Annotated in this window: 22 protein-coding genes and 1 tRNA gene; 8 read left to right on the top strand and 15 right to left on the bottom strand. The window is 40.9% G+C overall.

All coding sequences use genetic code 11. From position 1 onward, the window contains the following. Window positions 1-185 precede the first annotated feature (185 nt). The 3 genes from C5749_RS13780 to C5749_RS13770 all read left to right on the top strand — a co-directional run bounded on the left by C5749_RS13780 (window position 186) and on the right by C5749_RS13770 (window position 4,915). Window positions 186-2,807 carry an NHL repeat-containing protein gene (locus C5749_RS13780; RefSeq protein WP_105726730.1) on the top strand — a complete coding sequence of 874 codons (2,622 nt, stop codon included), beginning with the start codon at window positions 186-188 and terminating at the stop codon, window positions 2,805-2,807. Between the two features lie 115 nt (window positions 2,808-2,922). Then, on the top strand, window positions 2,923-3,933 hold the full coding sequence (locus C5749_RS13775) for a DHH family phosphoesterase (protein WP_105726729.1): 1,011 nt from the start codon (window positions 2,923-2,925) through the stop codon (window positions 3,931-3,933). A 19-nt stretch (window positions 3,934-3,952) separates the two neighbouring features. Then, window positions 3,953-4,915 carry an FKBP-type peptidyl-prolyl cis-trans isomerase gene (locus C5749_RS13770; RefSeq protein WP_105726728.1) on the top strand — a complete coding sequence of 321 codons (963 nt, stop codon included), beginning with the start codon at window positions 3,953-3,955 and terminating at the stop codon, window positions 4,913-4,915. A gap of 62 nt (window positions 4,916-4,977) precedes the next feature. Here C5749_RS13770 and C5749_RS13765 read toward each other — a convergent pair whose 3' ends face one another. The 3 genes from C5749_RS13765 to C5749_RS13755 are packed head-to-tail and all read right to left on the bottom strand — an operon-like array spanning window position 4,978 to window position 7,886. After that, window positions 4,978-6,111: an NAD(P)/FAD-dependent oxidoreductase gene (locus C5749_RS13765; RefSeq protein ID WP_105726727.1), complete on the bottom strand. Its 1,134-nt coding sequence runs from the start codon at window positions 6,109-6,111 to the stop codon at window positions 4,978-4,980. Beyond that, on the bottom strand, window positions 6,098-6,799 hold the full coding sequence (locus tag C5749_RS13760; RefSeq protein ID WP_105726726.1) for a methyltransferase domain-containing protein: 702 nt from the start codon (window positions 6,797-6,799) through the stop codon (window positions 6,098-6,100). The genes C5749_RS13765 and C5749_RS13760 overlap by 14 nt, the downstream gene beginning before the upstream one ends. Then, window positions 6,792-7,886 (bottom strand): type III polyketide synthase, encoded by a 1,095-nt coding sequence (locus C5749_RS13755; RefSeq protein ID WP_181151424.1) that lies wholly within the window; start codon window positions 7,884-7,886, stop codon window positions 6,792-6,794. Before C5749_RS13755 ends, C5749_RS13760 begins: the two co-directional genes overlap by 8 nt. Before the next feature lie 227 nt (window positions 7,887-8,113). Between C5749_RS13755 and C5749_RS13750 the strand changes: the two genes are divergently transcribed. Next, the gene (locus C5749_RS13750) at window positions 8,114-8,902 is read left to right on the top strand and encodes a TatD family hydrolase (RefSeq protein ID WP_105726724.1); all 789 of its coding nucleotides are present in this window, start codon (window positions 8,114-8,116) and stop codon (window positions 8,900-8,902) included. A gap of 8 nt (window positions 8,903-8,910) precedes the next feature. Next, on the top strand, window positions 8,911-9,933 hold the full coding sequence (locus C5749_RS13745) for an asparaginase (RefSeq protein ID WP_105726723.1): 1,023 nt from the start codon (window positions 8,911-8,913) through the stop codon (window positions 9,931-9,933). Window positions 9,934-9,939: 6 nt separating this feature from the next. Here the strand turns inward: C5749_RS13745 and C5749_RS13740 are convergent, their stop codons facing one another. From C5749_RS13740 to C5749_RS13705, 8 genes are all read right to left on the bottom strand, one after another. After that, complete coding sequence (locus tag C5749_RS13740) at window positions 9,940-10,689, bottom strand: YoaK family protein (RefSeq protein ID WP_105726722.1); 750 nt, start codon at window positions 10,687-10,689, stop codon at window positions 9,940-9,942. After that, window positions 10,673-11,161: a hypothetical protein gene (locus C5749_RS13735; protein ID WP_105726721.1), complete on the bottom strand. Its 489-nt coding sequence runs from the start codon at window positions 11,159-11,161 to the stop codon at window positions 10,673-10,675. The genes C5749_RS13740 and C5749_RS13735 overlap by 17 nt, the downstream gene beginning before the upstream one ends. Continuing rightward, window positions 11,154-11,663, bottom strand: coding sequence for a hypothetical protein (locus C5749_RS13730; RefSeq protein WP_105726720.1), 510 nt, complete (start codon window positions 11,661-11,663; stop codon window positions 11,154-11,156). The genes C5749_RS13735 and C5749_RS13730 overlap by 8 nt, the downstream gene beginning before the upstream one ends. A gap of 143 nt (window positions 11,664-11,806) precedes the next feature. Next, window positions 11,807-13,165, bottom strand: coding sequence for a HAMP domain-containing sensor histidine kinase (locus tag C5749_RS13725; RefSeq protein WP_105726719.1), 1,359 nt, complete (start codon window positions 13,163-13,165; stop codon window positions 11,807-11,809). Then, window positions 13,166-13,873 (bottom strand): response regulator transcription factor, encoded by a 708-nt coding sequence (locus C5749_RS13720; protein ID WP_105726718.1) that lies wholly within the window; start codon window positions 13,871-13,873, stop codon window positions 13,166-13,168. Between the two features lie 94 nt (window positions 13,874-13,967). Beyond that, complete coding sequence (locus C5749_RS13715; protein ID WP_105726717.1) at window positions 13,968-15,182, bottom strand: bifunctional 3,4-dihydroxy-2-butanone-4-phosphate synthase/GTP cyclohydrolase II; 1,215 nt, start codon at window positions 15,180-15,182, stop codon at window positions 13,968-13,970. A gap of 163 nt (window positions 15,183-15,345) precedes the next feature. Continuing rightward, window positions 15,346-16,800 (bottom strand): LptF/LptG family permease, encoded by a 1,455-nt coding sequence (locus C5749_RS13710; protein ID WP_105726716.1) that lies wholly within the window; start codon window positions 16,798-16,800, stop codon window positions 15,346-15,348. A 66-nt stretch (window positions 16,801-16,866) separates the two neighbouring features. Further along, window positions 16,867-17,244, bottom strand: a complete 378-nt coding sequence (locus tag C5749_RS13705) for an START-like domain-containing protein (protein ID WP_105716576.1) — start codon at window positions 17,242-17,244, stop codon at window positions 16,867-16,869. Window positions 17,245-17,448: 204 nt separating this feature from the next. Here C5749_RS13705 and C5749_RS13700 point away from each other — a divergent pair. The 3 genes from C5749_RS13700 to C5749_RS13690 all read left to right on the top strand — a co-directional run bounded on the left by C5749_RS13700 (window position 17,449) and on the right by C5749_RS13690 (window position 20,095). Then, window positions 17,449-17,522 (top strand) — tRNA-Met (locus C5749_RS13700). Window positions 17,523-17,679: 157 nt separating this feature from the next. Further along, the gene (locus C5749_RS13695; RefSeq protein ID WP_105726715.1) at window positions 17,680-18,414 is read left to right on the top strand and encodes a DUF72 domain-containing protein; all 735 of its coding nucleotides are present in this window, start codon (window positions 17,680-17,682) and stop codon (window positions 18,412-18,414) included. 112 nt (window positions 18,415-18,526) lie between these two features. After that, window positions 18,527-20,095 (top strand): calcineurin-like phosphoesterase C-terminal domain-containing protein, encoded by a 1,569-nt coding sequence (locus C5749_RS13690; RefSeq protein WP_105726714.1) that lies wholly within the window; start codon window positions 18,527-18,529, stop codon window positions 20,093-20,095. A gap of 67 nt (window positions 20,096-20,162) precedes the next feature. Here the strand turns inward: C5749_RS13690 and C5749_RS13685 are convergent, their stop codons facing one another. The 4 genes from C5749_RS13685 to C5749_RS13670 are packed head-to-tail and all read right to left on the bottom strand — an operon-like array spanning window position 20,163 to window position 22,794. Next, window positions 20,163-20,663 carry a hypothetical protein gene (locus tag C5749_RS13685; RefSeq protein ID WP_105726713.1) on the bottom strand — a complete coding sequence of 167 codons (501 nt, stop codon included), beginning with the start codon at window positions 20,661-20,663 and terminating at the stop codon, window positions 20,163-20,165. Between the two features lie 14 nt (window positions 20,664-20,677). Further along, entirely contained in the window at window positions 20,678-21,229 is a 552-nt protein-coding gene (gene hemJ, locus C5749_RS13680) for a protoporphyrinogen oxidase HemJ (protein WP_105726712.1), read from the bottom strand. A gap of 15 nt (window positions 21,230-21,244) precedes the next feature. Then, window positions 21,245-22,279, bottom strand: coding sequence for a uroporphyrinogen decarboxylase (gene hemE, locus C5749_RS13675; RefSeq protein ID WP_105726711.1), 1,035 nt, complete (start codon window positions 22,277-22,279; stop codon window positions 21,245-21,247). After that, window positions 22,279-22,794, bottom strand: coding sequence for a hypothetical protein (locus C5749_RS13670; protein ID WP_105726710.1), 516 nt, complete (start codon window positions 22,792-22,794; stop codon window positions 22,279-22,281). The genes hemE and C5749_RS13670 overlap by 1 nt, the downstream gene beginning before the upstream one ends. Window position 22,795 lies beyond the last annotated feature (1 nt).

The raw sequence follows: 22,795 nt of genomic DNA, 5'->3' as shown, positions 1-22,795 counted from the left end.
CGAACAAATATAAAACACTGATACGCAATTAAATTGCAAACAAAATGAATTAGCCGCGATAATTTTTATATCTTGGTATTATGCATTTTTGTTTATTTTTAAACGCTTGCATGAGCCCATTTAACATCTGGTTCGTGAATGCAAAGCTTTTTATTTAGGTTTGAATCCGTTAGAGGTTGCGTTTGATGAGAAATACGATTATCATTACCATTTTATTGTTTGTCGCCATTATTGGTGCTTCCCTATATTATTTTGCAGATTTAGAAGGAGAGAAAAAAGAAACGCTCCGGCCGCTCACTTTCCTCCCCAAAGAAACGTTTCTGGTTACCACCTTTAAAAACGACGCCACTACCGACAACATTTTCAAGGACTTTGAAATCTTCGAAGCCATAGCTGGAAGACAGGAATTTGAGCAATGGCAGACGTTAAAGGCTAAGCTCCTTAGACATTCTATGATCCAACCTTATGTAAATGAAGCCGACCTATACGTTTCTTTTCATCCAGAAAAAGAAACAATTGCTACCTTGTTTACTATCCCCACGTCAACGTCGATGGATAGGGAGACCATTTCTTCGTTCTTAAAGGAAGTCACTTCTACCTACACCGTCAGGCAAAAAGACACGCTTGAAAGCCGTATCTACAGCCTCGATAGGGGGGGTAAGGATTCTGTATTTCATATTGTATATCATGAAAACATTTTCTTTGCTTCCTTTTCGGATAGTCTATTATATAAGGTTATGGACAAACACGCTCCCAAATTGGAGAAAGACGAAATTGATTTTTTTGTAGAAAATAACAGCCGAAATTCTCCCCTCAGTGTGTATTTTGTTCATGAACAGATACCCCGTATCGCAGCTCACCTCATGCGCAGAAAGGCAGGCCATTTCATCAAATTGTTCAACAACCTCGGCGGGCAATCCGCATGGAATCTAAGTTTCAAGAATGATGCCCTTATATTGAGCGGCGAAAGCAAGACGGAGCATAACAAAGAAAACTACATCGAACTGTTCGGAAATCAGGGGAAAACGTCACAGACGTTGTATAATTATTTCCCCGAAAACACTGCTTCTTACCTCTCTTTCGCTATCAGCGATTCCGACAGATTCCAAAAAGATCTACTAGCGTTGTTAAAACGGCGGAACGAACTTGTACAGCTGCAGGCACAGTTTGCTGAAATGAAAAAAAGCAAAGATGTTTCTTTTGAAGAGGATATACGTCCTATTTTTGGACGAGAATTTGCTTTGGTAGAACAAAGTAACCAAACTGAATTAGCTTTTATTTCGGTCGCCGATTCTACGAAGCTAGATGCATTCATTTCATCTATGGCCACGAGGATATCGGATTCTCTCTATCGATTAGACCATTCGAATATTCCATACGCTCTTTATGGCGATCCGCTCAAATCGTTCACCCGTCCATTCTTCTTGCGTGTAGGGAATATTCTCGTGCTGGCCAAATACCAAAGCCTATTGACTGCGTATCAACGTGATTGGAGAGGTGCCAACCTATTGACCAACACATTAGGTTTCAAAAATTCAGAGAGAATACAGGGAAACGAAGCCAATATCACCTGTTTCGTTCGCACAAGCGCATCATCAGCTACTATTAACAATCTGCTCAAATCGGCCTATAGCAAAAGTTTTCGTGATAAGAACGATTTCGGTTATCAAGATTTTTATTCCTGGTCTATTCAGATAGCGGGTAATAATGGTAATTTCCAATCTAGTATTTACGGTGTGTACAAAAGTAAAAATGCATTGGGTGCAACAGCCGACTGGGTGTATGCGTTTAACAATCGGCCGATTACCGCACCGCAAGTTTTTGAACATTCGGATACCAGCCAATTTATTTTGATTCAAGAGCAAGATCATTCTGTGCACGCTATTAGCCCATCGGGTATTAAACTTTGGTCTACCGTATTCCACGGACGTATAGTTGGTGAAGCTCAACAATTGGATGACCGATCCATTGTGTTAGTAACGGACCGAAACAGGCTTTATCGATTTGACCCAGAGGGTCATTCTTTGCCCGGTTTTTCATTAGGGATGGATAGCGAACCGACCTATACGCCTACGATTAGCAACGTTGGTGGCGAACAGTTGATCTTCATTCCTGCAGGCCGTGATTTACTGGTGTACACAGCAGACGGAAAAAAGGTGGAAAACTGGGGTGATAAGCAGCTGGATGGAAAAATATTATTTGATATCAAAGTACACAGCAATCAAGTTTTTGTAGGGACAGAAAATGGTCATTTTTATCAATTCGATGCGCAAGGGAATCTTCTTAAAGAAGAAGTTATAGCAGACAGTCAGTTTAAAAACCCTATAGCGATTACCAAGTTGGAACAGAACCGACCCGCGGTGTATGCCATTGATACTGCTCAGGTTTCTTTTACTATAGATTTTAACGAAGAACCGAAATCCACAAAGCTGGAACAAGGAGGAACCCAATCTTTGATTTCGTATTTTCCGAACGCGGATGGTATCGCGTATCGTATGGCGATTATCGACCAAAAACACTTGCTGATAAAAAATATACAGGATAACGGCACATTATTCGATTTTACATTTACGCAGGAGATAAACGACCGTCCGCAGTATTTTACAGATCGTTCAAATAACTATTTACTAGGAGTTGCTTCTCGTAAAAATTATCTTGTTTATCTGTTTGATGAAAAGGGCTCAATACAGGATGGTTTTCCTATTGAAGCGCTACCGAATTTCTATTATGGTAAAATCGACTACAATAGTACGACCTACTTGCTTTGTGTCAGACGGGACCGAAAATTATATGCATTCAAACATTAAGCGGACATTAAGCTGCCCCACAATTTACAAATCTTAACATTTTTTAAGAAAGAGATAATAGTAAAAATTTTTGCAACCCGCAAAATAATAGTAGGTTTGCACACTTATAAGATTTATGCTGACAGGAGAAAATAATTTACATTTACTGGCCCAACCTAAGAATATCGTTATCACCACTCATCACAAACCCGATGGAGACGCACTAGGCTCTTCTTTAGGTTTATATCATTGGCTAAAAACGAAAGGTCACCAAGTAGAAGTCGTATTATCATCTGATTTCCCAGACTTCCTAAACTGGATGCCAGGGCGTGACGACGTTATTATCTTTCCGAATGAAACAATGCGGGCAGAACGTCTTATACAAGATGCCGATATTATCTTTTGCTTGGATTACAGTGTACTTAGCCGTACCAATATTTTGGAACCTGTTCTTCGCGCCGCAAAAGGTCAAAAATGGATGATAGACCACCATTTGGATCCTGAAGATTTTGCGTCCCTCAGCTATTGGGATGCTACGGCCGCAGCTACCGCCCAACTGGTCTATACATTTATCACCGACGCCTGTGACGACGTAGCGGGTATAACACCGGAAATTGCTACTTGCCTATATGCAGGCATCATGACAGATACCGGTTCATTTCGCTTTCGCTCCACCACTGCGGCGGTACATTTAATTATCTCTAAACTTATCGAATCGGGAGCTAAGAACTGGGAAATTCACGAACACGTTTACAATAGCTCTACTGAAAATCGATTAAAATTTTTGGGTTATTGCCTATTAAACTGCCTGGAAGTTATCCCCGAGTATAACACGGCAGTATTCGCTGTTACAAAAGAGGATTTAGAACAGTTCCAAGTGACCACGGGTGATACGGAAGGACTGGTAAACTACGCCTTGTCTGTTAAAGGTATCCGATTAGCAGCGTTATTTATTGACAGAACTGAATTAATTAAATTATCTTTGCGGTCGACTGGAGAAATTCCATGTAATGAAATTTGTAAAAAATACTTTAACGGAGGAGGACATTTAAACGCTGCGGGAGGAAGTTCGACAGAACAACTCAGCCAAGTGGTAAACAAGTTCAAATCTATATTGCCTGCATATAAAGAAATATTAACAACATAACTTAAGTGACTATATCAGAATGAAGAAATCAATTTTATTCCTTTCGGCCGCTGTAGGCTTACTAGCTACAACCAGTTGCCAAAATTTCAAGAAAGGCGATGGCGGTCTTGAATATAACATTGTTAAAGACGCAGGAGCAGAAAAAGCGCAGCCAGGCGATTTATTATCGGTAGACATGATCGTAACATCAGATCGTAAGGACTCCTTATTGCAAAGCACATACGACATCGGTTTACCTCAAATCGTCAATATTGCTCCAGATTCTATCCCAGGCTTATATGCTGGTGATTATAATTCCATGTTCAAAATGTTAGGAGAAGGCGATAGCGCTATTTTCCGTTTGGACTTAGATACTATGGCTGCAAAAACTGGGCAGCCGAAACCAGAATTTGCAGACAAATACGCTACCTTCAAGGTAAAGGTAAGAAAGCACTTCAAAAAAGGAGATTTGACGGATTCTGCCATGTATGCACAAGTCGACGAATATTTCAAAACAGAAATCGAAACGCTGAAACAAGCTGAAGAAGGTAAATTGGCAAACTACATAGCGAAAAATAAGTTGGACCCTAAGAAAACAGATTCCGGTTTACAATATGTAGTAAAAGAAGAAGGTTCCGGAAACAAGCCAGCTCTAGGAGACACAGTAGTAGTTAACTACACTGGTTCACTTGTATCGGGTACAATCTTTGACACTAATGATGCCGACGTCGCAAAAAAAGAAAATGTATTTAATCCAATGCGCCAATATGAGCCTATCCGTTTCCGTGTAGGCCATGATCCTGTTATCCAAGGATGGACAGAAGGTTTACAGTTATTGAGCAAAGGCTCTAAAGCAACGTTATTAGTTCCATCAAGCATCGGATACGGTGAACGTGGTGGCGGCAAGATTCCTCCATATGCCCCACTGGTATTTGATGTGGAATTGGTTGATATTGTACCTGGACCAAAAGAAGCTCCGGCAGATTCAACAGCTGCAAATTAATTTTTTAGTTATTTTATTTAAAAAGGCGAACGGAAAACTATCCCGTTCGCCTTTTTTATAACTCAGAAGTTTTTACCGTGCGTTTTTTCTATGATCCGATTTGTTATGGCAGGGAATTTTTTCAGCAACGATATGAATAGATTCGTTCGCCATTCCTTGCCCAATTGGCGTTGCACGAAGCGTCCAGCCTGCAGACGTACAGCGAACTGCTTCTTCCATTCGTCCACGTATGCTGCTAGCATTCCATCCAGTGAGAGTTGCTTTTGTAAATATTTATCGACTAGTTGGGTAAGCAATTTACCGCTATGCATAGCCATACTCATGCCATTCCCGCAAAGCGGGGTTATCATACCACACGTGTCTCCGATAAGTGGTGTACGGGCGAAAACAGGCTCCTTTGTATCAAATGAAATCTGAGAAATCGAGAGTGGTTGGTTATATTGAAACTCGCTTTGTTCAAACAATTGCCGCAAATAGGTATTCTTATATAGAAACTGCTGTTCCATCTCTTTAATACTGCCGCTGTCTTGCAAATTAGATGCTGTTGTCAAATAACAAAGACAATATTTGTTGTCTTCAATTTTAGAAATACCGCAATAACCATTCTTAAAATTATGTAGCGCGATTGTATCGTCTGGAAAATCGGTTTTGATGTGATACTTTATACCGATGTAATTGTTGAGTGCATTTGGTTTCCTCGATATAAAGTCGCGCTTCCAATATACATCGATATTACTACGTTTTCCGAAAGCACCGATAGCCATCCGAACCCGGACACTTGCAGTTGGGGAATGGATCAAATAATAATTTGAACGCCTTTCCATATGGTCTACCTTGCAGTTATCCTGAACCTCTACCCCTACCTCCCGAGCACGCATAGCAAGTAAACCATCTATTGTATAACGGCTAATACCAAAACCGCCTAAATCGAGACCCGTGTTCAACAATATCCCGCTTAAAGTACTTACCTGTAGATTCTTAATAACCGGTAGCGTCATGCCCGCTAGCTCAATACCACAATCGACGAGGTAATCCCAGCTTTCCAAACTAATGTATTCACCACAGACTCGGTGAAAAGGAAAACTGTTTTTTTCAAAGATGACAACAGAATAACCCCTTTTCCGTAACTGTATAGCGGTGGTTAAGCCAGCTAAGCCAGCACCGACAATGCCGATATCATAATCAATATCGACCATTCGTACACACAATTAGATATCGGAAAGCCCATCGCCAGTCTATAGTCGCCGCGCCAAGGCCTGCCTTTTCAAACAGATTGACCCACTCTGCTTTCGTAAATCCACGCTGCACAGATAGTGCGGCGTCGTTTTTGACTAGATAAGATTTCGAAAATAGTCTTGTTAACCATTTGATGCTGTAATAGGCAAACGGATGTCGGTGTAAGTCGTTTATAAAAAAGCCGTATCGGCTATTTACGCGCATCCAACGCAGCATCTCGACCAAATCTCCCTCATCAAAATGATGGCAGAAAAGTGAGTTAAAAAAAATATCCGGTTTTTTAGCAAGCCTAGTCGCCCGATAATCGTCACATATGAACTGAATGTCTAATATGCCATAACGTGACTTCGCATACGCGATAGCATGCGGATTGATATCGATACCTGTAAGCTCCGCTTCGATTCGGTATTTTTGACACCATTTGTAAATCACGGCCAGATTATCGCCTCCTCCACAACCAATTTCACAAACACTCACTTTCGTTCTGTTATTTAATAGCTTCTTTAAGCCCATCAAAGTCGTGCGATGCCCACCCAGCCAGGTATTAATCGTACCCAGCTCTTGCATGGTTTGCTTAATATCCTCAAATGGAACCGACGGATTATCTAACAATTCCTTTTCGTCACTGCGTTTTAGAAAATCAGACATGATAAAGATAAAAAGTTTCCAAGGTTAAACCCGGACCAAACGCCATGCCGACCATATTCTTTTTTTTCGCACGATGTGGGCTGTTCCTAATCATTTTTTCCAATACAAAAAGTACGGTTGGGCTACTCATATTACCGTAATCGCGAAGCACCTCGTAGCTGGCGTTCAGTTGTTCCTTTGTAATATCGGCGCCTCGCTCAATGGCTTCCAGTATCTTTTTTCCGCCGGGGTGTACACACCATAGATCCACGTCATCTTTTCCTATATTGTAGCGTTGTAGCGCACGTCCGATGACCGCATCGCAGGTACGCTCCAATATAGCGGGTATCTGGCTGGTCAAAGTCATGAGAAAACCATTCGCTGAAATCCGCCAGGCCATGTCATCAATGCCGTCAAAATTTATTTCACTGTAGAAATCTGCTAATTGCCAACCGCTGGTACGCGCATTATCGCCTTCTATCAGTGCAGCAGCAGCTCCGTCTCCGAAAATGATGGTACTGGTCACATTATCGATTGTCCGATCAGTTTGAAAATGCAGGGTACACAGTTCTACGCATACGAGCAATACCTTCGCGTCGATGTCCTTTTCCGTAATATAATATGCTTGCTTTAAACCATGGATAGCCGCATAACATCCCATGAAGTTTACAGAGGTGCGACAAATATCACTCCGCAGATTAAATCGTTGAATCAAGCCTATATCTATCCCTGGTGCTTTCACACCCGTGCAGCTGACGGTTATCAAATGGGTAATCTTATCTCGTTCAATCTCATCGGGCAAGCATTTCTCTACGACTTCTGCAGCTAATTTAATCGCTTCATCGTCGTATATCGTTAGCCGGTCTTCAAGCTTTCGCTGGATCGTCGTGTCGCTATCGTTGACCAAAAGTTTGCTATCCCCTATGTCCGGACAAAAATCAGGAACGACCGAATAACGGGTATCGATACCGCTCGATCTGTACATAAACCGTAGTTTGCGTTCATCCTCTTCCGTGTTGGCATGTATTTTTTTTACGACCTCAAATATCTGCATCTGTTTTTGCCCATATCGAGGTACCGCCGTCGCAATCGAAGTTAGTGTACCCATATATATAATAACAAATATAGCAGTAGGTGGTTTTGCGCTATTTCTGCTTATGGTCCTTAAAGCGTTACAGGAGCTCGGCCTACTTTGGATTCCAGCTTGTAAATGGGTTTTAGTGCACAGCATCCGCATTTTAGGAATTAGCAAAGAAATCCAAAACCTGTTAAAAATATCATATTTTTTTATCCTCATTAGGTGATTTAGGTGGAAAGCCCTAAATTTAGCCCACAATGACACTGTCTACTGAACCCTATATACTCACCGATACACACACGCATATCTATTATCATGCAGATAAGGCGACATTGGATGAACAACTGCAGCGCTGTTTCGATAAAAACGTTCAGCGTTTGTTTCTACCGAATGTGAACACCGACTCCTTCTCTCTTGTAATGCAAACCGTCGATGCCTATCCGGAGAATTGTTTCCCCATGTTGGGATTGCACCCATGTTCTGTTAGGGAAAACTACAAGGAAGAATTGCAACAACTCGAACAGCAGCTTTCCGAGAGCCCGATTTACGGTATAGGAGAAATCGGTTTAGACCTTTATTGGGATAAAAGCACATTAAATTTTCAACGCGACGCTTTCCGCATTCAGGTTGGCTGGGCAAAAGCTATGGGACTACCCATCGACATTCACTGCCGGGAGGCTTTTGAGGAATTATTCGAATTATTGGAGGAACTGAAGGACGCGAAGCTATTTGGTGTTTTCCACTGTTTCACCGGCACACTCGAACAAGCGAAACAGGCTATTGATTTGGGATTTACGTTAGGCATAGGCGGCGTTGTGACCTTTAAAAATGCTGGGCTAGACGCGGTGGTTAAAGAGATAGACCTACAACATATCGTGCTAGAAACGGACGCCCCCTACTTAGCTCCTTCCCCCTTTAGAGGAAAAGAAAACGAAAGTAGCTATCTCTATTACGTCGCGCAAAAAGTTGCGGATATACACCAAATGGATGTTGCAGAGGTCGCTAGAATAACAACAGATAACTCAAAAAAAGTATTCGGTATTTAAAATTAACCATGCAAAATATATTTATTATTTATACAGGCGGCACCATCGGCATGGTAAAGAATGCTGAAACGGGCACTTTTGTGCCGTTTGATTTCGAATTGATCGCCCGAAACTTACCTGACCTGAACAGGCTGGACTATAAGTTAACGGTACATTCCTTTACGCCTATTATTGACTCGTCCGATATGAATCCTGGCATATGGATAGAAATGGCAGAGATTATTCGAGATAATCACGACCACTATGACGGCTTCGTTATTTTACATGGTTCGGATACGATGTCATTTTCGGCCTCCATCCTAAGTTTTATGTTGGAAGGCCTTCAAAAGCCCGTTATCTTATCGGGTTCCCAGCTTCCCATCGGGGAAATTCGAACGGATGCACGGGAAAATATGATGACGGCATTGGAAATTGCTTCCGCAAAAGAAAATGGTAAATCTATTGTTCAGGAAGTGTGTATTTTATTTGACAATAAACTTTTCCGGGGTAACCGTTCATTCAAATACAATTCGGCTAAATTTGAAGCATTCCGTTCACCGAATTACCCGGTCTTAGCAGAAGCGGGCATCCATATCAATTATAACCGTGAAGCATTATTAGACAATACAGACAAAGAATTCATTATGCATACGGAACTTGACAACCGCGTTGGGGTGCTCAAATTGTTTCCGGGTATCAGTCCAGCTTTTGTGAAAGCCATCCTCGATTCAGATGTCCGAAGCATCGTGATGGAGACATTCGGGTCCGGAAATACCATGACAGATCAATGGTTTCTTGACTTGCTAGCCGAGGCGGTACGTAGCGGAAAGAACATCGTCGATATTTCCCAATGCAAAGTTGGTTCTGTTGAACTGGGACGATATGAGACATCCCAAGGACTGAAAGCACTCGGGATTCTCAATGGTTATGATATGACTTTTGAAGCAGCTGTCACAAAACTCATCTATTTACAAGGACAACTGACCGACCAAGAGGCTGTGGCTTATTGGGTAGAAAGGGACATACGGGGAGAATTGACGGTGAATGACTAGCTCGCATCAAGCCGGCACAACCTCCCTTTTTCTCCGCTCGAAGATACGCTTTATACGCCCTATCTTATAAAAATCGTATAGTGCGATGATTAATAAAATAGCACAAGTAAGGTAGAACGTACCATTTTCCAGATATAAGTAACCGATTCCTCCAAATAATCCGCCTGCTACGTAGGCAATCATAATCGTAAGTAGTAGATGAAATTTGTCTACCAACGCTTTGTTATGTCGATTTTCCTGCTTACTGAACATCGACACTATAATGGCCAAATCGGTCGTCAAACCGGTGAGGTGTGTTGTCTTTACAACAGAGTTTGATATGCTTGCAGTAAGACCATTCTGCAAGCCCATAGCGAAGAGGAGCGCTCCAACTAGAATTTCGGTCTCTTTAAGAGAATTCTGATAAAAAGCATCCAAGTAGATGCCAACGAACAGAATACTTAAGAACTCTAAAACAACCGGAATCGCGTGGGAAATATATTGGCTCCAACGCCCTTTTCCTTGGATAATCACGAAATTGGACAGAAAACTCCCGAGAAAAAATAACGTTACCCATAATAACACCACAGCTCCTTGATACCAATTCCCTTTGCTAATCTCCTGGGCAAGCACGGCATAATACCCCGTAATGTTAGAGGTAAAGGCGAAAAAAACCGTCACCGATGCGACATTGACCATTCCTGCTGAAAAAGCCGTTAATGCTCCCAATTTCACATTGTCGGATTGTGTTCTATGATTACTATATTTTCTTAGCATATTGGTCTAACTGCTCCTTTTTTTCCAAAACTATTTCAATAATCCCCTTAACTTGCAGATCGAAGTTTAAATGCAGTACCAAACGATCCCTGTTGATTTGCTGGATTTGAAAACTCTCAATCGGCTTTCCGTCCCTGCGAAGCTCCAACACATGTCCGCGCCCTTTGATAAACCATTCCATATTGCTTCCTTCTGCGGATGATGCAGATTTTAAGCTGCCGTCTTCGCTGAAATGCCAAACACCGAGGTGCAAATCCTCTACGTTTCGCAGAATTTCCTTCTTGAGCCCAGATTGGATCTGCGATTCCTCATCTGCTCCGGCATTATCCTTTTCTAATCGCCATTCCTTTTCTACCCATTGCCCCTGTATCAGGCGCTCGGGATTTTCAGCGTGTCTAATAACCAAGGAAGCGCCTATCAGCAGCAGGGCCAACAGCAAATAATTCAATTTCACCAATATATCCCTATTCATAACTAAACCTCCATTTCTTCCGAAAGAAAAAGCTATCTAGTGTATCGTGTCTTGACCTCTCGTCTTCACCCATAACTACAGGTATAACTTGGGGTAAAGCGAGCGGTTGGGAACGCAACAGCGCTGCCACATCAAAACTGTTCTCGACCTCTTGAAATTCAAAAGCATCAGGTAACACCACCTGCGTAAACTTACGGCCTTTGAGATAATTGCGTATGTAACGCTTATTTTTTGAAATCATAGAATCAGCATACATTTCCACTACTTTATCCTTAAACCGCGATTTGATAATCTCACATCCTTTGAGAAAATCGTCGTGCTGTAATTCTGCAAGATGATCATCTAACGTGAAGCCCAGCAGCATACTAATGGATTCGCTGAGCTTATACCCTCCGACTAAAACCAGCTCCACTTGTTCATCTTTGTTGTTTTCCAGATATTCTAACACAATTCGTAAAGAATTAACTGTAAAATCTGTTGGAACGAGCACCCGTTGTATCATAGATTTCTTTTTGTTTAATACAAAAGTAAATCAGCAACATAGCAATGGAATAAAACCCCAATTAGAATTCCATTAAACTTTAAGCATGGAAATTAAAACGGGATTAAAATGAGGTGGCGGTATTAAAAAGAGATTAAAGAGGGTTATGAAACCGGACGGAAAGTCGGCAATTCTATACGTACGGTTGTACCTTTTCCTAATGTTGAGGTAACTGATAGCTTGCCATCGTGCATTTTAATAATATTTCGAGCCAAGGGTAACCCAATACCATATCCAGAAAAATGCTGTGTATTGGATGCTCTGAAATAGGGGTCGTAGATGTAAGATAACTCTTGTTCGGGAATACCGATACCTTCATCTTTAATTAAAATAATAACACCTTTGTCAAATGCACCAAGCGCGACATATGCCGTATGATTTGGCGAATACTTACATGCATTGGAAACGATGTTAGAGATAGCTAACTGAAGTAAAGGTGCTAACCCGTTCACCTTAAGCTTCATGCTATCGTCGGGAAGCATGCTAAAGTCTGTCTTGATATGAAATCGTTCGTTAATGGCTTTAACCGTCATCTCCGCATCCATGATAATTTGGTCAATACGGACTGGCTTAAAGTTAAGCTTCGTATCTTTTTCATAGCCGGTTCTGGCAAGCAATAACAGTGCATTGGTTTTTTTTTCCAGATTTTCTGCGGAATCGACGATCTTCTGCATGGCTTGTTTATATTCTTCTTTACTTCGATCTTTGGATAGCGAAAGGTCAGCAATCCCAATAATGGATGTTAACGGTGTATTGAGTTCATGCGATGCATTGCTGATAAAATTCTTCTGCGTTTCGAAGGATGTCTCCACCCGATTAAGCATCCGATTAAAGGTATTCGCAAGCTTGTGCAGTACTCCTTTATAATTGTCCTCACGTAAGCGAAGATATAGATTTTCTGAGCCGATCTTTTTCACCTCGTCGATTATTCCATAGATAGGCTTAATAAAGGAGCGCTTTACTAATAAAGAAACCACAATAACAAATAATACGCCGAGGATAAGGGAAATCAGCAGTAAATTCTGTAAGTAACGTAAGTGATGGGTATAAAAATAGTTTTCTGCCGAGACACCAACAATATAGCTTTTACCCGGTTGTTGGTATAGCTTTGTCGAATAAAATGTATTTCCTTCTTTAAAATTGGTCGCACCGTATTTATCTACCTTTTCCCATAACAGCGCATTAAATCCACTATTGTTTATGATATTCCCTGTTTCATCGAATTCCACGATAAATTCTCGCTGATTGTTAAGTTCTTCCAAATAGGTAATTGACCAATCCTTTTGATTTTCTTTTCCATTTAACATCCGCTCAGCAGCGAGGTCTCGTCGTAGATCTAAGCGTTTGTAAAAATCCGAAAAGGCAAAGTTAGTAACTGAATAGAGGATAAATGCGACGAAGGAAATGGTATAAACCACTAAGATGGTTATCAGGGCATATAGCGTCTTATTGTAGCTCCTCATCTAGTCCTCTATCTTTAATACATAGCCCATACCGATAACCGTGTGGATGGCTTTCACAGGTGTGGCTTTTTCAATTTTCTTACGCAGGTAATTAACGTATACGTCCACGACATTTGACCCTATATCGAAATTGATTCCCCAAATTTTGTCCAGTAATTCGGTTCGTTGGAAAACCTTTTGCGGAGACTGGATAAAAAGTAAAAGCAAGCGATATTCTGTAGCCGTCAGATTAAGCTCTTGCCCGGCAACACAAGCTATTTTCTTATAATCATCGATTTCGAGGAACTTATAGGTATAACGATGCTTCTCGGTAATGTGTGTTTGTTTCGCCATTTCTACGTTTCTACGTATCAATGTTCGCGCTCTCGCCTTGAGTTCGATAAGCTTGAAAGGTTTAGATAAATAGTCGTCTGCGCCACTATCTAAGCCTAACACGACGTTTTCCGGGCCACCCAAAGCCGTTACCATCAGAATGGGAAGATTGGTGTATCCCAAGGTACGAAAATTCTTACAGATCTCTAACCCATTTGTTTCGGGCAGCAACACATCCAGGATAATAAGGTGGATCTCGTTGGTTTGCAGTATACGAAGTGCTTGTTCATAATGCGTGGCATGTCGCACCATAGCGCCGTCTTCTTCCAACCCCTGAATAATCACGTCGGCTACGTTCTTTTCGTCTTCTACCAACAATATTTGTTTTCCTTTCATGATACGCCTAACTTCTTAGCAAATAGATGCGCTACTAAATTAAAAATTTTGAGGGATAATCCTTCAAACAAAAAAGGCGCCTATGCGCCTTTCTTTATAAATTTTTCATGATAGAATGTCCCATCCGGTCCCTTTTTGTCTTGAGATAGTTCTCATTATAAGGATTCGATTCTATTTCTATGGGTACGTTATCTACTACTTCTAACCCGTATCCGACAAGCCCTGCACGTTTAGTGGGATTATTGGACATCAAGCGCATTTTGGAAACCCCCATGTGGCGTAAAATTTGTGCACCCACGCCGTAATCGCGCAAATCGGGTTTAAAGCCTAGCTGTAAGTTAGCATCTACGGTATCTACTCCCTCTTCTTGCAAACGATAAGCATGAAGTTTATTTATTAAACCTATTCCACGGCCTTCCTGGTTCATATAGACAACGATACCTTTACCTTCTTCCTGAATCATTTCCATTGCTTTATGAAGCTGCGGCCCACAATCACATCTACATGATCCAAAAATATCACCTGTCATGCAAGAGCTGTGTACTCTTACTAAAATAGGCTCGTTTTCTTCCCATTCGCCTTTATACAATGCGAGGTGCTGTTCGCCTGTATTTTTTTGCGTGAATGCTTTCAGTTTGAAATCGCCCCATTGCGTCGGCATTAGAACGGTTTCTTCTTCTTGGATAAGCGAATCATGTTTCAGTCGGTACTCTATCAAATCCTCAATACTAATAATTTTGAGATCGAACCGTTCTGCTACCTGCATCAAATCTGGAAGACGTGCCATTTCGCCGTCGTCTTTTAAGATTTCCACCAGCACACCTGCCGGCTCAAATCCAGCTAACCGAGCTAAATCGATAGCGGCTTCCGTATGACCTGTACGTCGCAACACACCACCATCTTTTGCGATTAAAGGAAAGATGTGTCCGGGACGTCCCAGTTCTTCGGGTTTAATATTGGGGTCGATAAGGGCCTGAATGGTTTTTGATCTATCGGAAGCTGAAATACCGGTCGTACATCCATATCCCTGCAAATCTACCGAAACCGTAAAATTGGTTTCATACACTGCCGTATTCTGTCCAACCATCAGTCCCAGATTTAATTCTTCACAACGTTCTTGCGTCAGCGGCACACATACAAGGCCTCTGCCATGCGTAGCCATAAAGTTTATGATCTCTGGCGTGGCATTACGGGCAGCTGTAACAAAATCGCCCTCATTTTCCCGATCTTCATCATCCACCACAATGACAACTTTTCCCGCTTTAATATCTGCTATCGCCTCGGCTATCGTATTTAATTTTATATCCATCTTCGTGTGCTCTTAATCTATGCAAAGGTAGATTTCATATGTAAATAATTTGTCTTTTAATGGTCATATGGAATATCCAGTTGTATTCATTCGTGTTCGTGGTTTACAATCGTAGATATTTCTTTATGCTGTTTTATATAAAAAACTTGTCAAAATCCATTGGCTATCCTTTCTTTCTATTAAATTTGGAGGTGACCCATTTCCACGCCCGCTCCGCTTTCTGCTTATATTGATCTACATCAAATAATGCTGAATCTGTTGTCGATTTATATGTTAAAAATACCGCCAACGGTGTCAGTACGATAATGGCCATCCACATCCCTATAAGAGGATCCATACTACCATCTTTTGCAGCTTTCTCCGCCATCGTGGATATAATATGATATATGAGAAAGAAAATAATAGCTACCACAACAGGCAATCCCAGGCCTCCTTTGCGTATAATCGCACCCAGCGGTGCACCGATAGCGAAAAGCAATAAACAAGATACCGCCAACGTGAACTTTCTATGGAATTCAATATGGTAGCGAATATCTCTATCAGAAAAAGCTCTATATTCTATATCTTTCATTTCTAAGACACCGCTCATTTGTTGCGCTTGGCTCAAAGCGTTGCTCAGAATACTTCGGCGCTGATCTTCGGGCACATAATCCGCTAAAAAATTATGAAACCCGTCCACAGCTACCTGCTGCACTGTGTCTGTCCGGTAATATGGGGCAAAATACGAAACATAACTACGGGTTTCCGATAAAATCTGGCGAGAAACGCTATCCAACTGCAAGCGATTCGAATCGGTGTAGTGTCTAAGCTGTTTTAAGTTTAGCATTTGATGATGTGACTTAAACAAACTTTCATCTGTCCTTTTCATCTGAAACGCTTCCATATCAAACTTCTGCTCTGTTTCCGCAAAACGGAATCGCGTAAATTGCTGTCTTGGGTCGTACCGCTTGGCATTTTTCACACGTGATTCTTCGTATCGGACACCATCTCTGAGTCGCAATATCATATAGTTGTTGTCCGCAGAATTATGCATAAACCCCTCTTTTGCCAACAGCACATTATTCGCTGTATTGCCTGTTCGGTGGTCGTAAATCATCAAATCATACAATATCGTTCCATCTTCACTCTTATTCTTGGCGCGAATAGAATAACCGGGTATGGATTTATTGAAGATTCCGGGTTTGATTAGAAAATCAGCTTTCTTATTACGCACATCCCACAATAAAGAACCCATTTTCAAGTTGACTACGGGTAGTATATAATCAGAAAATAAAAAAGATCCACCAGCAAATAACGTGACGAGCACGATAAGCGGGGTCATTGCTTTTCGCAAGGAATATCCGGCAGCTTTAATAGCCACCAATTCGTAACTTTCACCCAAGTTACCAAAGGTCATAATGGAGGAAAGCAACATGGATAACGGCAATGCCATAGATAACTGAACAGCACACTGGTATCCGATAAGCTCCATCAATACATACCATTCAAAACCCTTGCCGATAAGATCATCGATATACTTAAATAAAAAAAGCATCAATAAGACAAACATCACGATACAAAAACATACCATGAACGGCCTAATAAATGCTTGTAAAATCAATAAATGTATCTTCTTCATGTCACCTCTTATCGCTCATCGCAATACGGATACAAAGATACTACTTTTTTGGCAAGTAATCTTAACTTATGCGCCTATAACACTTTGTAGATAGCCCACGGAATTATTCCATATCTGCTTTCTATCTTCCAAGTTATCAGGCTTTACAAAATCCGTTATAGCTAATGCCACATCATTGGTTAGCTCATCTTGGATAATCTCTACTTCAAAATAATAAGGTTCATCCTCCAACCATTTAAAGCGTACACATTTGTTCTCCTTTACGGAAACTAACTTAGCACGATTCACTTCATCATCCCATATAAACTCATAGATACCCTCTTTATAGTTTACATCATCGGCAAACCATTGTGCCAAGGCATTCGGCTCATGAATAAACGGAAACAAAATCCGTGGAGATGAATTTATAATATACTCTAAGTGAATTTCTACTTTCTTTTCCATATAGTTTCTTTTGGCTAATTATAAAACCAAGCTATTTTGTCTGTCGGTAAGTATACAATTTTATTTTGTGATTCAAAACAGAATGGCGGAATTAATTTCGTATCGAATTAAATGAGAAAACTGTAAAATGGAAAAAAAATTAATGAAAATCATTTTTTGCCTTTGGAAATGGCTACTTATTGCTATATTTGCAACACGAAAAACGGCGGGGTAGCTCAGATGGTTAGAGCGCAGGATTCATAACCCTGAGGTCGGCAGTTCGATCCTGCTCCCCGCTACTGATACAGCCGATGTAAAAATCGGCTTTTTTTATGTCCACGTCATTCTTCAAACGCTGCTGGCAGATTTGTCTACCCATTCGCATCGTAAAACTAAACCACTATTCAAACAGTTACTATCTAATCATGTCTTATTAAATTAAATCGTGATAGCTATATGAAAAAAGGTAAATTATATATCGGATGTTCAAGTTATGCCACGCCATCTTGGAAAACCCTATTCTATCCAGATAACTTATCAAAAAAGGAGTGGTTTAATTATTATACCGAACACTTTAATACTTATGAGTTCAACGGCTCGTTTTATAAATTTCCCACGGTACAAAATCTGTTATTGTGGCACGAAAAAGTCCCAGACAATTTTAAATTTAGCCTTAAGGTTCCCAGAATAATCACGCATATCAGAAGACTGGAACAGTGTGCAGAGGAAGTACACGATTTTTATCAGATAAGCAAAGAAGGGCTTAAACATAAATTAGCATGCGTCCTCTGGCAGCTACCGCCTAGTTTTAGTTTTAGCGAGGAGAGATTACAATCTATTTTACGTGTGATGGATCCGGCCTTTAAAAATGTCATTGAATTCAGACATGAAAGTTGGTGGCGGGAAGACGTCATAAAAACACTGAGTGAAAATAATATTACCTTCTGTAACGTAAACTACCCCACATTACCTACTTCAATTCAACAAACTACTTCAATCGGCTACATACGCATGCATGGCAATCCCAAATTATTTTATTCAGAATATACCAAGAAAGAGGTTGAAACACTGTATGATAAAGTAAACGCCGTTGGGTTTAAGGAAGTTTATATTTATTTCAATAATACGGCATCTACAGCTGCTATCGTAAATGCTTTGCAGCTAAAGGAGGTTTCTAAAAAGAAAAGGTGAATTTAAAACTCATCAAAAAACCGATCACCTCGCAATTAACATATTCTTAAAACAAAAAACATAATTCCCTAATTTTAAGATAGGACTTTTGTCATAAAATAAATTTCGCGATATGAATTTAAAAATTGCATTACTTACCGGCGTACTCTTTTCAAATGTGCTCTATGCACAGGAGATGATTCGAGGTATCGTATATGAAGATGTTAATCAAAATGGAAAAAAAGAGAGACGGGAAAAGGGGCTACCTCAGGTTGCTGTCAGCAACGGAGTAGACGTTGTCCTTACAGATCAGTCAGGAGCTTATCAACTTCCTGTTAAAGACAACAGTATCTTTTTCGTCGTTAAGCCTAATGGGTATCAATTCCCTTTAGACGAAAATAATATGCCGGAATTTTATTATATTCATAAACCTCAAGGTTCTCCCGATTTAAAATATAAAGGCAGCGAACCGACAGGGGAACTACCCAAGTCTTTAAATTTCGCGCTATTGAAAGACGACACCGAAAAAGAGCAGTTCAGCGCACTGGTTTTTGGCGACCCCCAAGCTTACAATATGGATGAGATAGTGTATTTCGATGAGGGCATTGTACAAGAAATCAGCAATAGGGAGAAGTTTGCTTTTGGGCTCAGCTTGGGCGACCTGGTAGGAGACGACTTGACTTTACACGATCCATATAAGAAGACGGTCGGCAAACTTGGTTTGCCTTGGTTTAACGTTATGGGCAATCATGATATGAATTACGATGTACAGCAAGATGTACTTTCTGACGAAACCTACCAAAAGAACTTTGGTCCTAACAACTTTTCCTTTAACTATGGCGGTGCGCATTTTATCGTATTGGATAATATTATCTATCCGAACCCCCGTACGGGAAAAGGATATTTAGGGGGATTCCGGAAAGATCAATTAGATTTCGTGGAGAACAACTTGAAATTTGTCCCAAAAGATAAATTGATTGTACTTGCATTCCATATACCTTTGTTACACGACAACTCGGATGTTTTCCGCAATGAAGACAGGCAACGCTTGTTTGATCTGTTGGCGGAATATCCCAACACACTTTCCCTCTCTGCTCACACGCATCTTCAAAGACACAACTTCTACACCAAAGAGGACGGCTGGAGACAAGACACCCCACATCATGAGTACAATGTCGGCACCACATCCGGAGACTGGTACTCAGGGCTAAAAAACAACCTTGGCGTACCGACATCGACAATGCGTGATGGAACACCTAAAGGGTACGCGATATTAAACATCGAGGGCAATAGGTACACCTTTGATTACAAAGTAGCCGGGGAACCAGAAGATTATCAGTTAAACATCGTCTTCCCGGCAGCTGTACAGCAAAAATATTTGCGCCGCCATACCTTGTCTGTCAATTTCTTTATTGGCGCCTCAAGCGACATCGTAGAATACAGCCTAGATGGCAAAGAATGGAAGAAAATGAGCCATACGGAAACAGAAGATCCAAGCTTTCAATATCACGTATTGAAATTTGATAATGCAGAAACGGTGATGGATGGCCGTAGACCCTCTAATGCGGTAAAATCCACTCATGTCTGGCAAGCTAAGTTGCCCGGCAAACTGCAAGCTGGTCAGTACACCATTCAAGTGAGAGCAACGGACATGTTCGGCAGAACGCATTTGCAGACGAAGGATTTGAAAATAGTGAAATAACAGATCCTTTTTGAACCTAATAAAAAAGCGTGTTAATTTTTTAACGCGCTTTTTGTCTTTTTAACGTCTACCACAAGTGATAGCGCAGACCCAACATCAAATAATTTGGATCTAACTCCTCCCATTCGAAATTAAACTTAAGCTTATATCCGGTATATAATGAAAGGTTAACGGCCGGAAAATAATAGCTGGCACCGATCTGTCCGTTCAACATCGTAAAACTTTCATGCTTTTCTGGCCAAGCCTGCTCTTCAGAAAGTTCTTGATAGCGATAGAAATCTTGGCTTATTCCGCCGCCAAGAAATACATTGAAATTACTTTTTTTTCTATCCAATATCGACAAGATGTAATCACCCCCAACCGCTACGTACCCCGCACGGCCGTATACCTGCGCCTGTACAGCCGAGTGATTTGCGAAGTCATATCTCCCTTGAATACCAAAAGCTCCTTGATATCCCGGAGATTCCAATTGCACGTCACCATAAAACCCAAATGCCCAGGCATGATCCTGTGATTTTCCACTGGAAATCAATGCGAGAAAAAATAACGATAAAAAAAACTTTTTCATAAATAATTATATAATTAGTCTATTTGTTCTCCTTTGTTCTTTCGATATCGTTTATATAGCTTGATAAGAACCATTAATAATATAGCGAGCCCGACTAAGCCTAATACACCATAAATCCAATCGACGGCTGACCTAAAGATAACCAGAAAAACGATGGCAAAAAGAATAATCGTAGACACTTCGTTCCACAAGCGCAGTTGAGCAGAGGTCCACGTCGATTTACCTTTTGCCAACTGCTTCATGATTTGCTGACTCTTAAAGTGATAAAAGAGCAGACCCGCCACAAAAACGAGCTTCACTTGCATCCAGCTTTGATCCAAAAGTCCTGGCGACAGATAGAGCATAACCAAAGCCGAGATAATCATGATGTACATCGCCGGCGTGGTAATTATCCACCACAGCCGCCGCTCCATAAGCATAAATTGCTTATGCAATACCTGATACTCCATAGCTGACGTTTGCTTTGCTTCCGTGTGATAGACAAACAAACGAGGCATATAAAAGAGACCCGCCATCCAACAGACCATGAAAATAATATGTAGCGCTTTTGCGTATAGATATATCATGTATTTGTTCGTTAATTAATAACGGAACTCCTTCACTACATCAATTGCATATTTCACGTTATCAAAAGGAATATCCGGCATAATTCCGTGTCCCAGATTGAAAATAAATCCTTGCTCACCACGCATACGCTCGAATAACTGCATGATTTTATCCTTGATGACATACTTATCGGCATATAATACAAAAGGATCTAAATTCCCTTGTACTGCGATTCCTGCGGGAAGCAATTGCTTCACATTTTTTAGATCTGCGTTCCAATCGATGGATATCACATTCGGATTGGCTTCCGCCATCATCGGTGCAAACACGGACGAACCTTTGCAGAAAGAAATAACGGGAACGGAACGCTTGATATTTGCTAGAATATATTTATTATAATAATGGGAGAAATCGCGATAATCATTCCACGATAGTGCTAATGCCCAGCTATCAAATAATTGTACGGCATTCACACCCGCTTCGATTTGCATATTCAGATAGTTTATCGTTACATCAGCTATTTTTTGCAAGAGCTGATGTGCTAAAGCGGGTTGGTTATTAAGCAACAATTTGGTCCGTTTAAAATCTTTAGATGAGCCCCCTTCGACCAGATAACTTAATATAGTGAACGGTGCCCCCGCAAAGCCGATTAAAGGAATACGTCCTGCCAAACGCTCTTGTATCACATGAATAGCGTCCGCGACATATTGTAATTTATCTATACAATCTGTCTCCAACATATCCACATCAGCTTGTGTACGTACGGGATTATTGAATCGTGGTCCAACGCCCTGCTCGAACGATAATTCTCCGCCCATTGCCTCGGCCGTTACCAAAATATCGGAAAATAAGATTGCCGCATCAATGTCTAAAAGGTCAACTGGCAACATGGTGACATCCGCCGCTATCTCGGGTGTTTTACACATCTCCAAAAAGCTGTATTTATGCTTTATTTCCCAATATTCGGGCATAAAGCGCCCCGCTTGACGCATCATCCAAACAGGAGGTCTCTCTGTAGACTGCGACAACGCAGCTCTAATCAATAAATCGTTCTGTAGAGTTTTGTTCACTAGGTTTGCTTATTTAGTTCTTTTTCTATTTTTTCAATTATCGCTTTTTGGCGCTCCGTTAGCTTTAATCTACTAGCGCGTTCAATATAGACAGGAACGCGATCGTAATTGCGTTTTCGCAAGCTTATGTTCGCTAGATTAATTAATACAAATCCTTTCTCCGCATCACGCTTCCACGGCAAACGCGAAGCTAACTGAAAGTGATATTCGGCATCGTCGACCCGCTCTTCTTTAAGAGCGATATTTCCCATCATAAACTCATAATAATTCCGACGTCTCTTCCGTAGTTTGTCGGGATCTTTAATTTCCGCTAACAGCGCTTTTGTTTTTTCATAATCTTGCTTATGAAACGCTTGTGTGGCTAAAAAAACCGTACCTTCACGGTAATGGCTCCATATAACGTATCCTATTAGCCCTATAATATAAATAATGATATTGTAGTGCCTCTCGTAAATTGCATAAAGAAGAAATGTCAACGCGATACCGATGACAATCATCCTTGATCGTGTGTTCATG

The organism is Sphingobacterium gobiense (assembly GCF_002980575.1).
Taxonomy (GTDB): domain Bacteria; phylum Bacteroidota; class Bacteroidia; order Sphingobacteriales; family Sphingobacteriaceae; genus Sphingobacterium; species Sphingobacterium gobiense.
This window is presented reverse-complemented; position numbering and strand designations above follow the sequence as displayed.

Coding starts and splice junctions, on each gene's coding strand:
- C5749_RS13780 (WP_105726730.1), top strand. CDS start 186: ATGAGAAATACGATTATCATTACCATTTTATTGTTTGTCGCCATTATT.
- C5749_RS13775 (WP_105726729.1), top strand. CDS start 2,923: ATGCTGACAGGAGAAAATAATTTACATTTACTGGCCCAACCTAAGAAT.
- C5749_RS13770 (WP_105726728.1), top strand. CDS start 3,953: ATGAAGAAATCAATTTTATTCCTTTCGGCCGCTGTAGGCTTACTAGCT.
- C5749_RS13765 (WP_105726727.1), bottom strand. CDS start 6,111: ATGGTCGATATTGATTATGATATCGGCATTGTCGGTGCTGGCTTAGCT.
- C5749_RS13760 (WP_105726726.1), bottom strand. CDS start 6,799: ATGTCTGATTTTCTAAAACGCAGTGACGAAAAGGAATTGTTAGATAAT.
- C5749_RS13755 (WP_181151424.1), bottom strand. CDS start 7,886: ATGGGTACACTAACTTCGATTGCGACGGCGGTACCTCGATATGGGCAA.
- C5749_RS13750 (WP_105726724.1), top strand. CDS start 8,114: ATGACACTGTCTACTGAACCCTATATACTCACCGATACACACACGCAT.
- C5749_RS13745 (WP_105726723.1), top strand. CDS start 8,911: ATGCAAAATATATTTATTATTTATACAGGCGGCACCATCGGCATGGTA.
- C5749_RS13740 (WP_105726722.1), bottom strand. CDS start 10,689: ATGCTAAGAAAATATAGTAATCATAGAACACAATCCGACAATGTGAAA.
- C5749_RS13735 (WP_105726721.1), bottom strand. CDS start 11,161: ATGAATAGGGATATATTGGTGAAATTGAATTATTTGCTGTTGGCCCTG.
- C5749_RS13730 (WP_105726720.1), bottom strand. CDS start 11,663: ATGATACAACGGGTGCTCGTTCCAACAGATTTTACAGTTAATTCTTTA.
- C5749_RS13725 (WP_105726719.1), bottom strand. CDS start 13,165: ATGAGGAGCTACAATAAGACGCTATATGCCCTGATAACCATCTTAGTG.
- C5749_RS13720 (WP_105726718.1), bottom strand. CDS start 13,873: ATGAAAGGAAAACAAATATTGTTGGTAGAAGACGAAAAGAACGTAGCC.
- C5749_RS13715 (WP_105726717.1), bottom strand. CDS start 15,182: ATGGATATAAAATTAAATACGATAGCCGAGGCGATAGCAGATATTAAA.
- C5749_RS13710 (WP_105726716.1), bottom strand. CDS start 16,800: ATGAAGAAGATACATTTATTGATTTTACAAGCATTTATTAGGCCGTTC.
- C5749_RS13705 (WP_105716576.1), bottom strand. CDS start 17,244: ATGGAAAAGAAAGTAGAAATTCACTTAGAGTATATTATAAATTCATCT.
- C5749_RS13695 (WP_105726715.1), top strand. CDS start 17,680: ATGAAAAAAGGTAAATTATATATCGGATGTTCAAGTTATGCCACGCCA.
- C5749_RS13690 (WP_105726714.1), top strand. CDS start 18,527: ATGAATTTAAAAATTGCATTACTTACCGGCGTACTCTTTTCAAATGTG.
- C5749_RS13685 (WP_105726713.1), bottom strand. CDS start 20,663: ATGAAAAAGTTTTTTTTATCGTTATTTTTTCTCGCATTGATTTCCAGT.
- hemJ (WP_105726712.1), bottom strand. CDS start 21,229: ATGATATATCTATACGCAAAAGCGCTACATATTATTTTCATGGTCTGT.
- C5749_RS13670 (WP_105726710.1), bottom strand. CDS start 22,794: ATGAACACACGATCAAGGATGATTGTCATCGGTATCGCGTTGACATTT.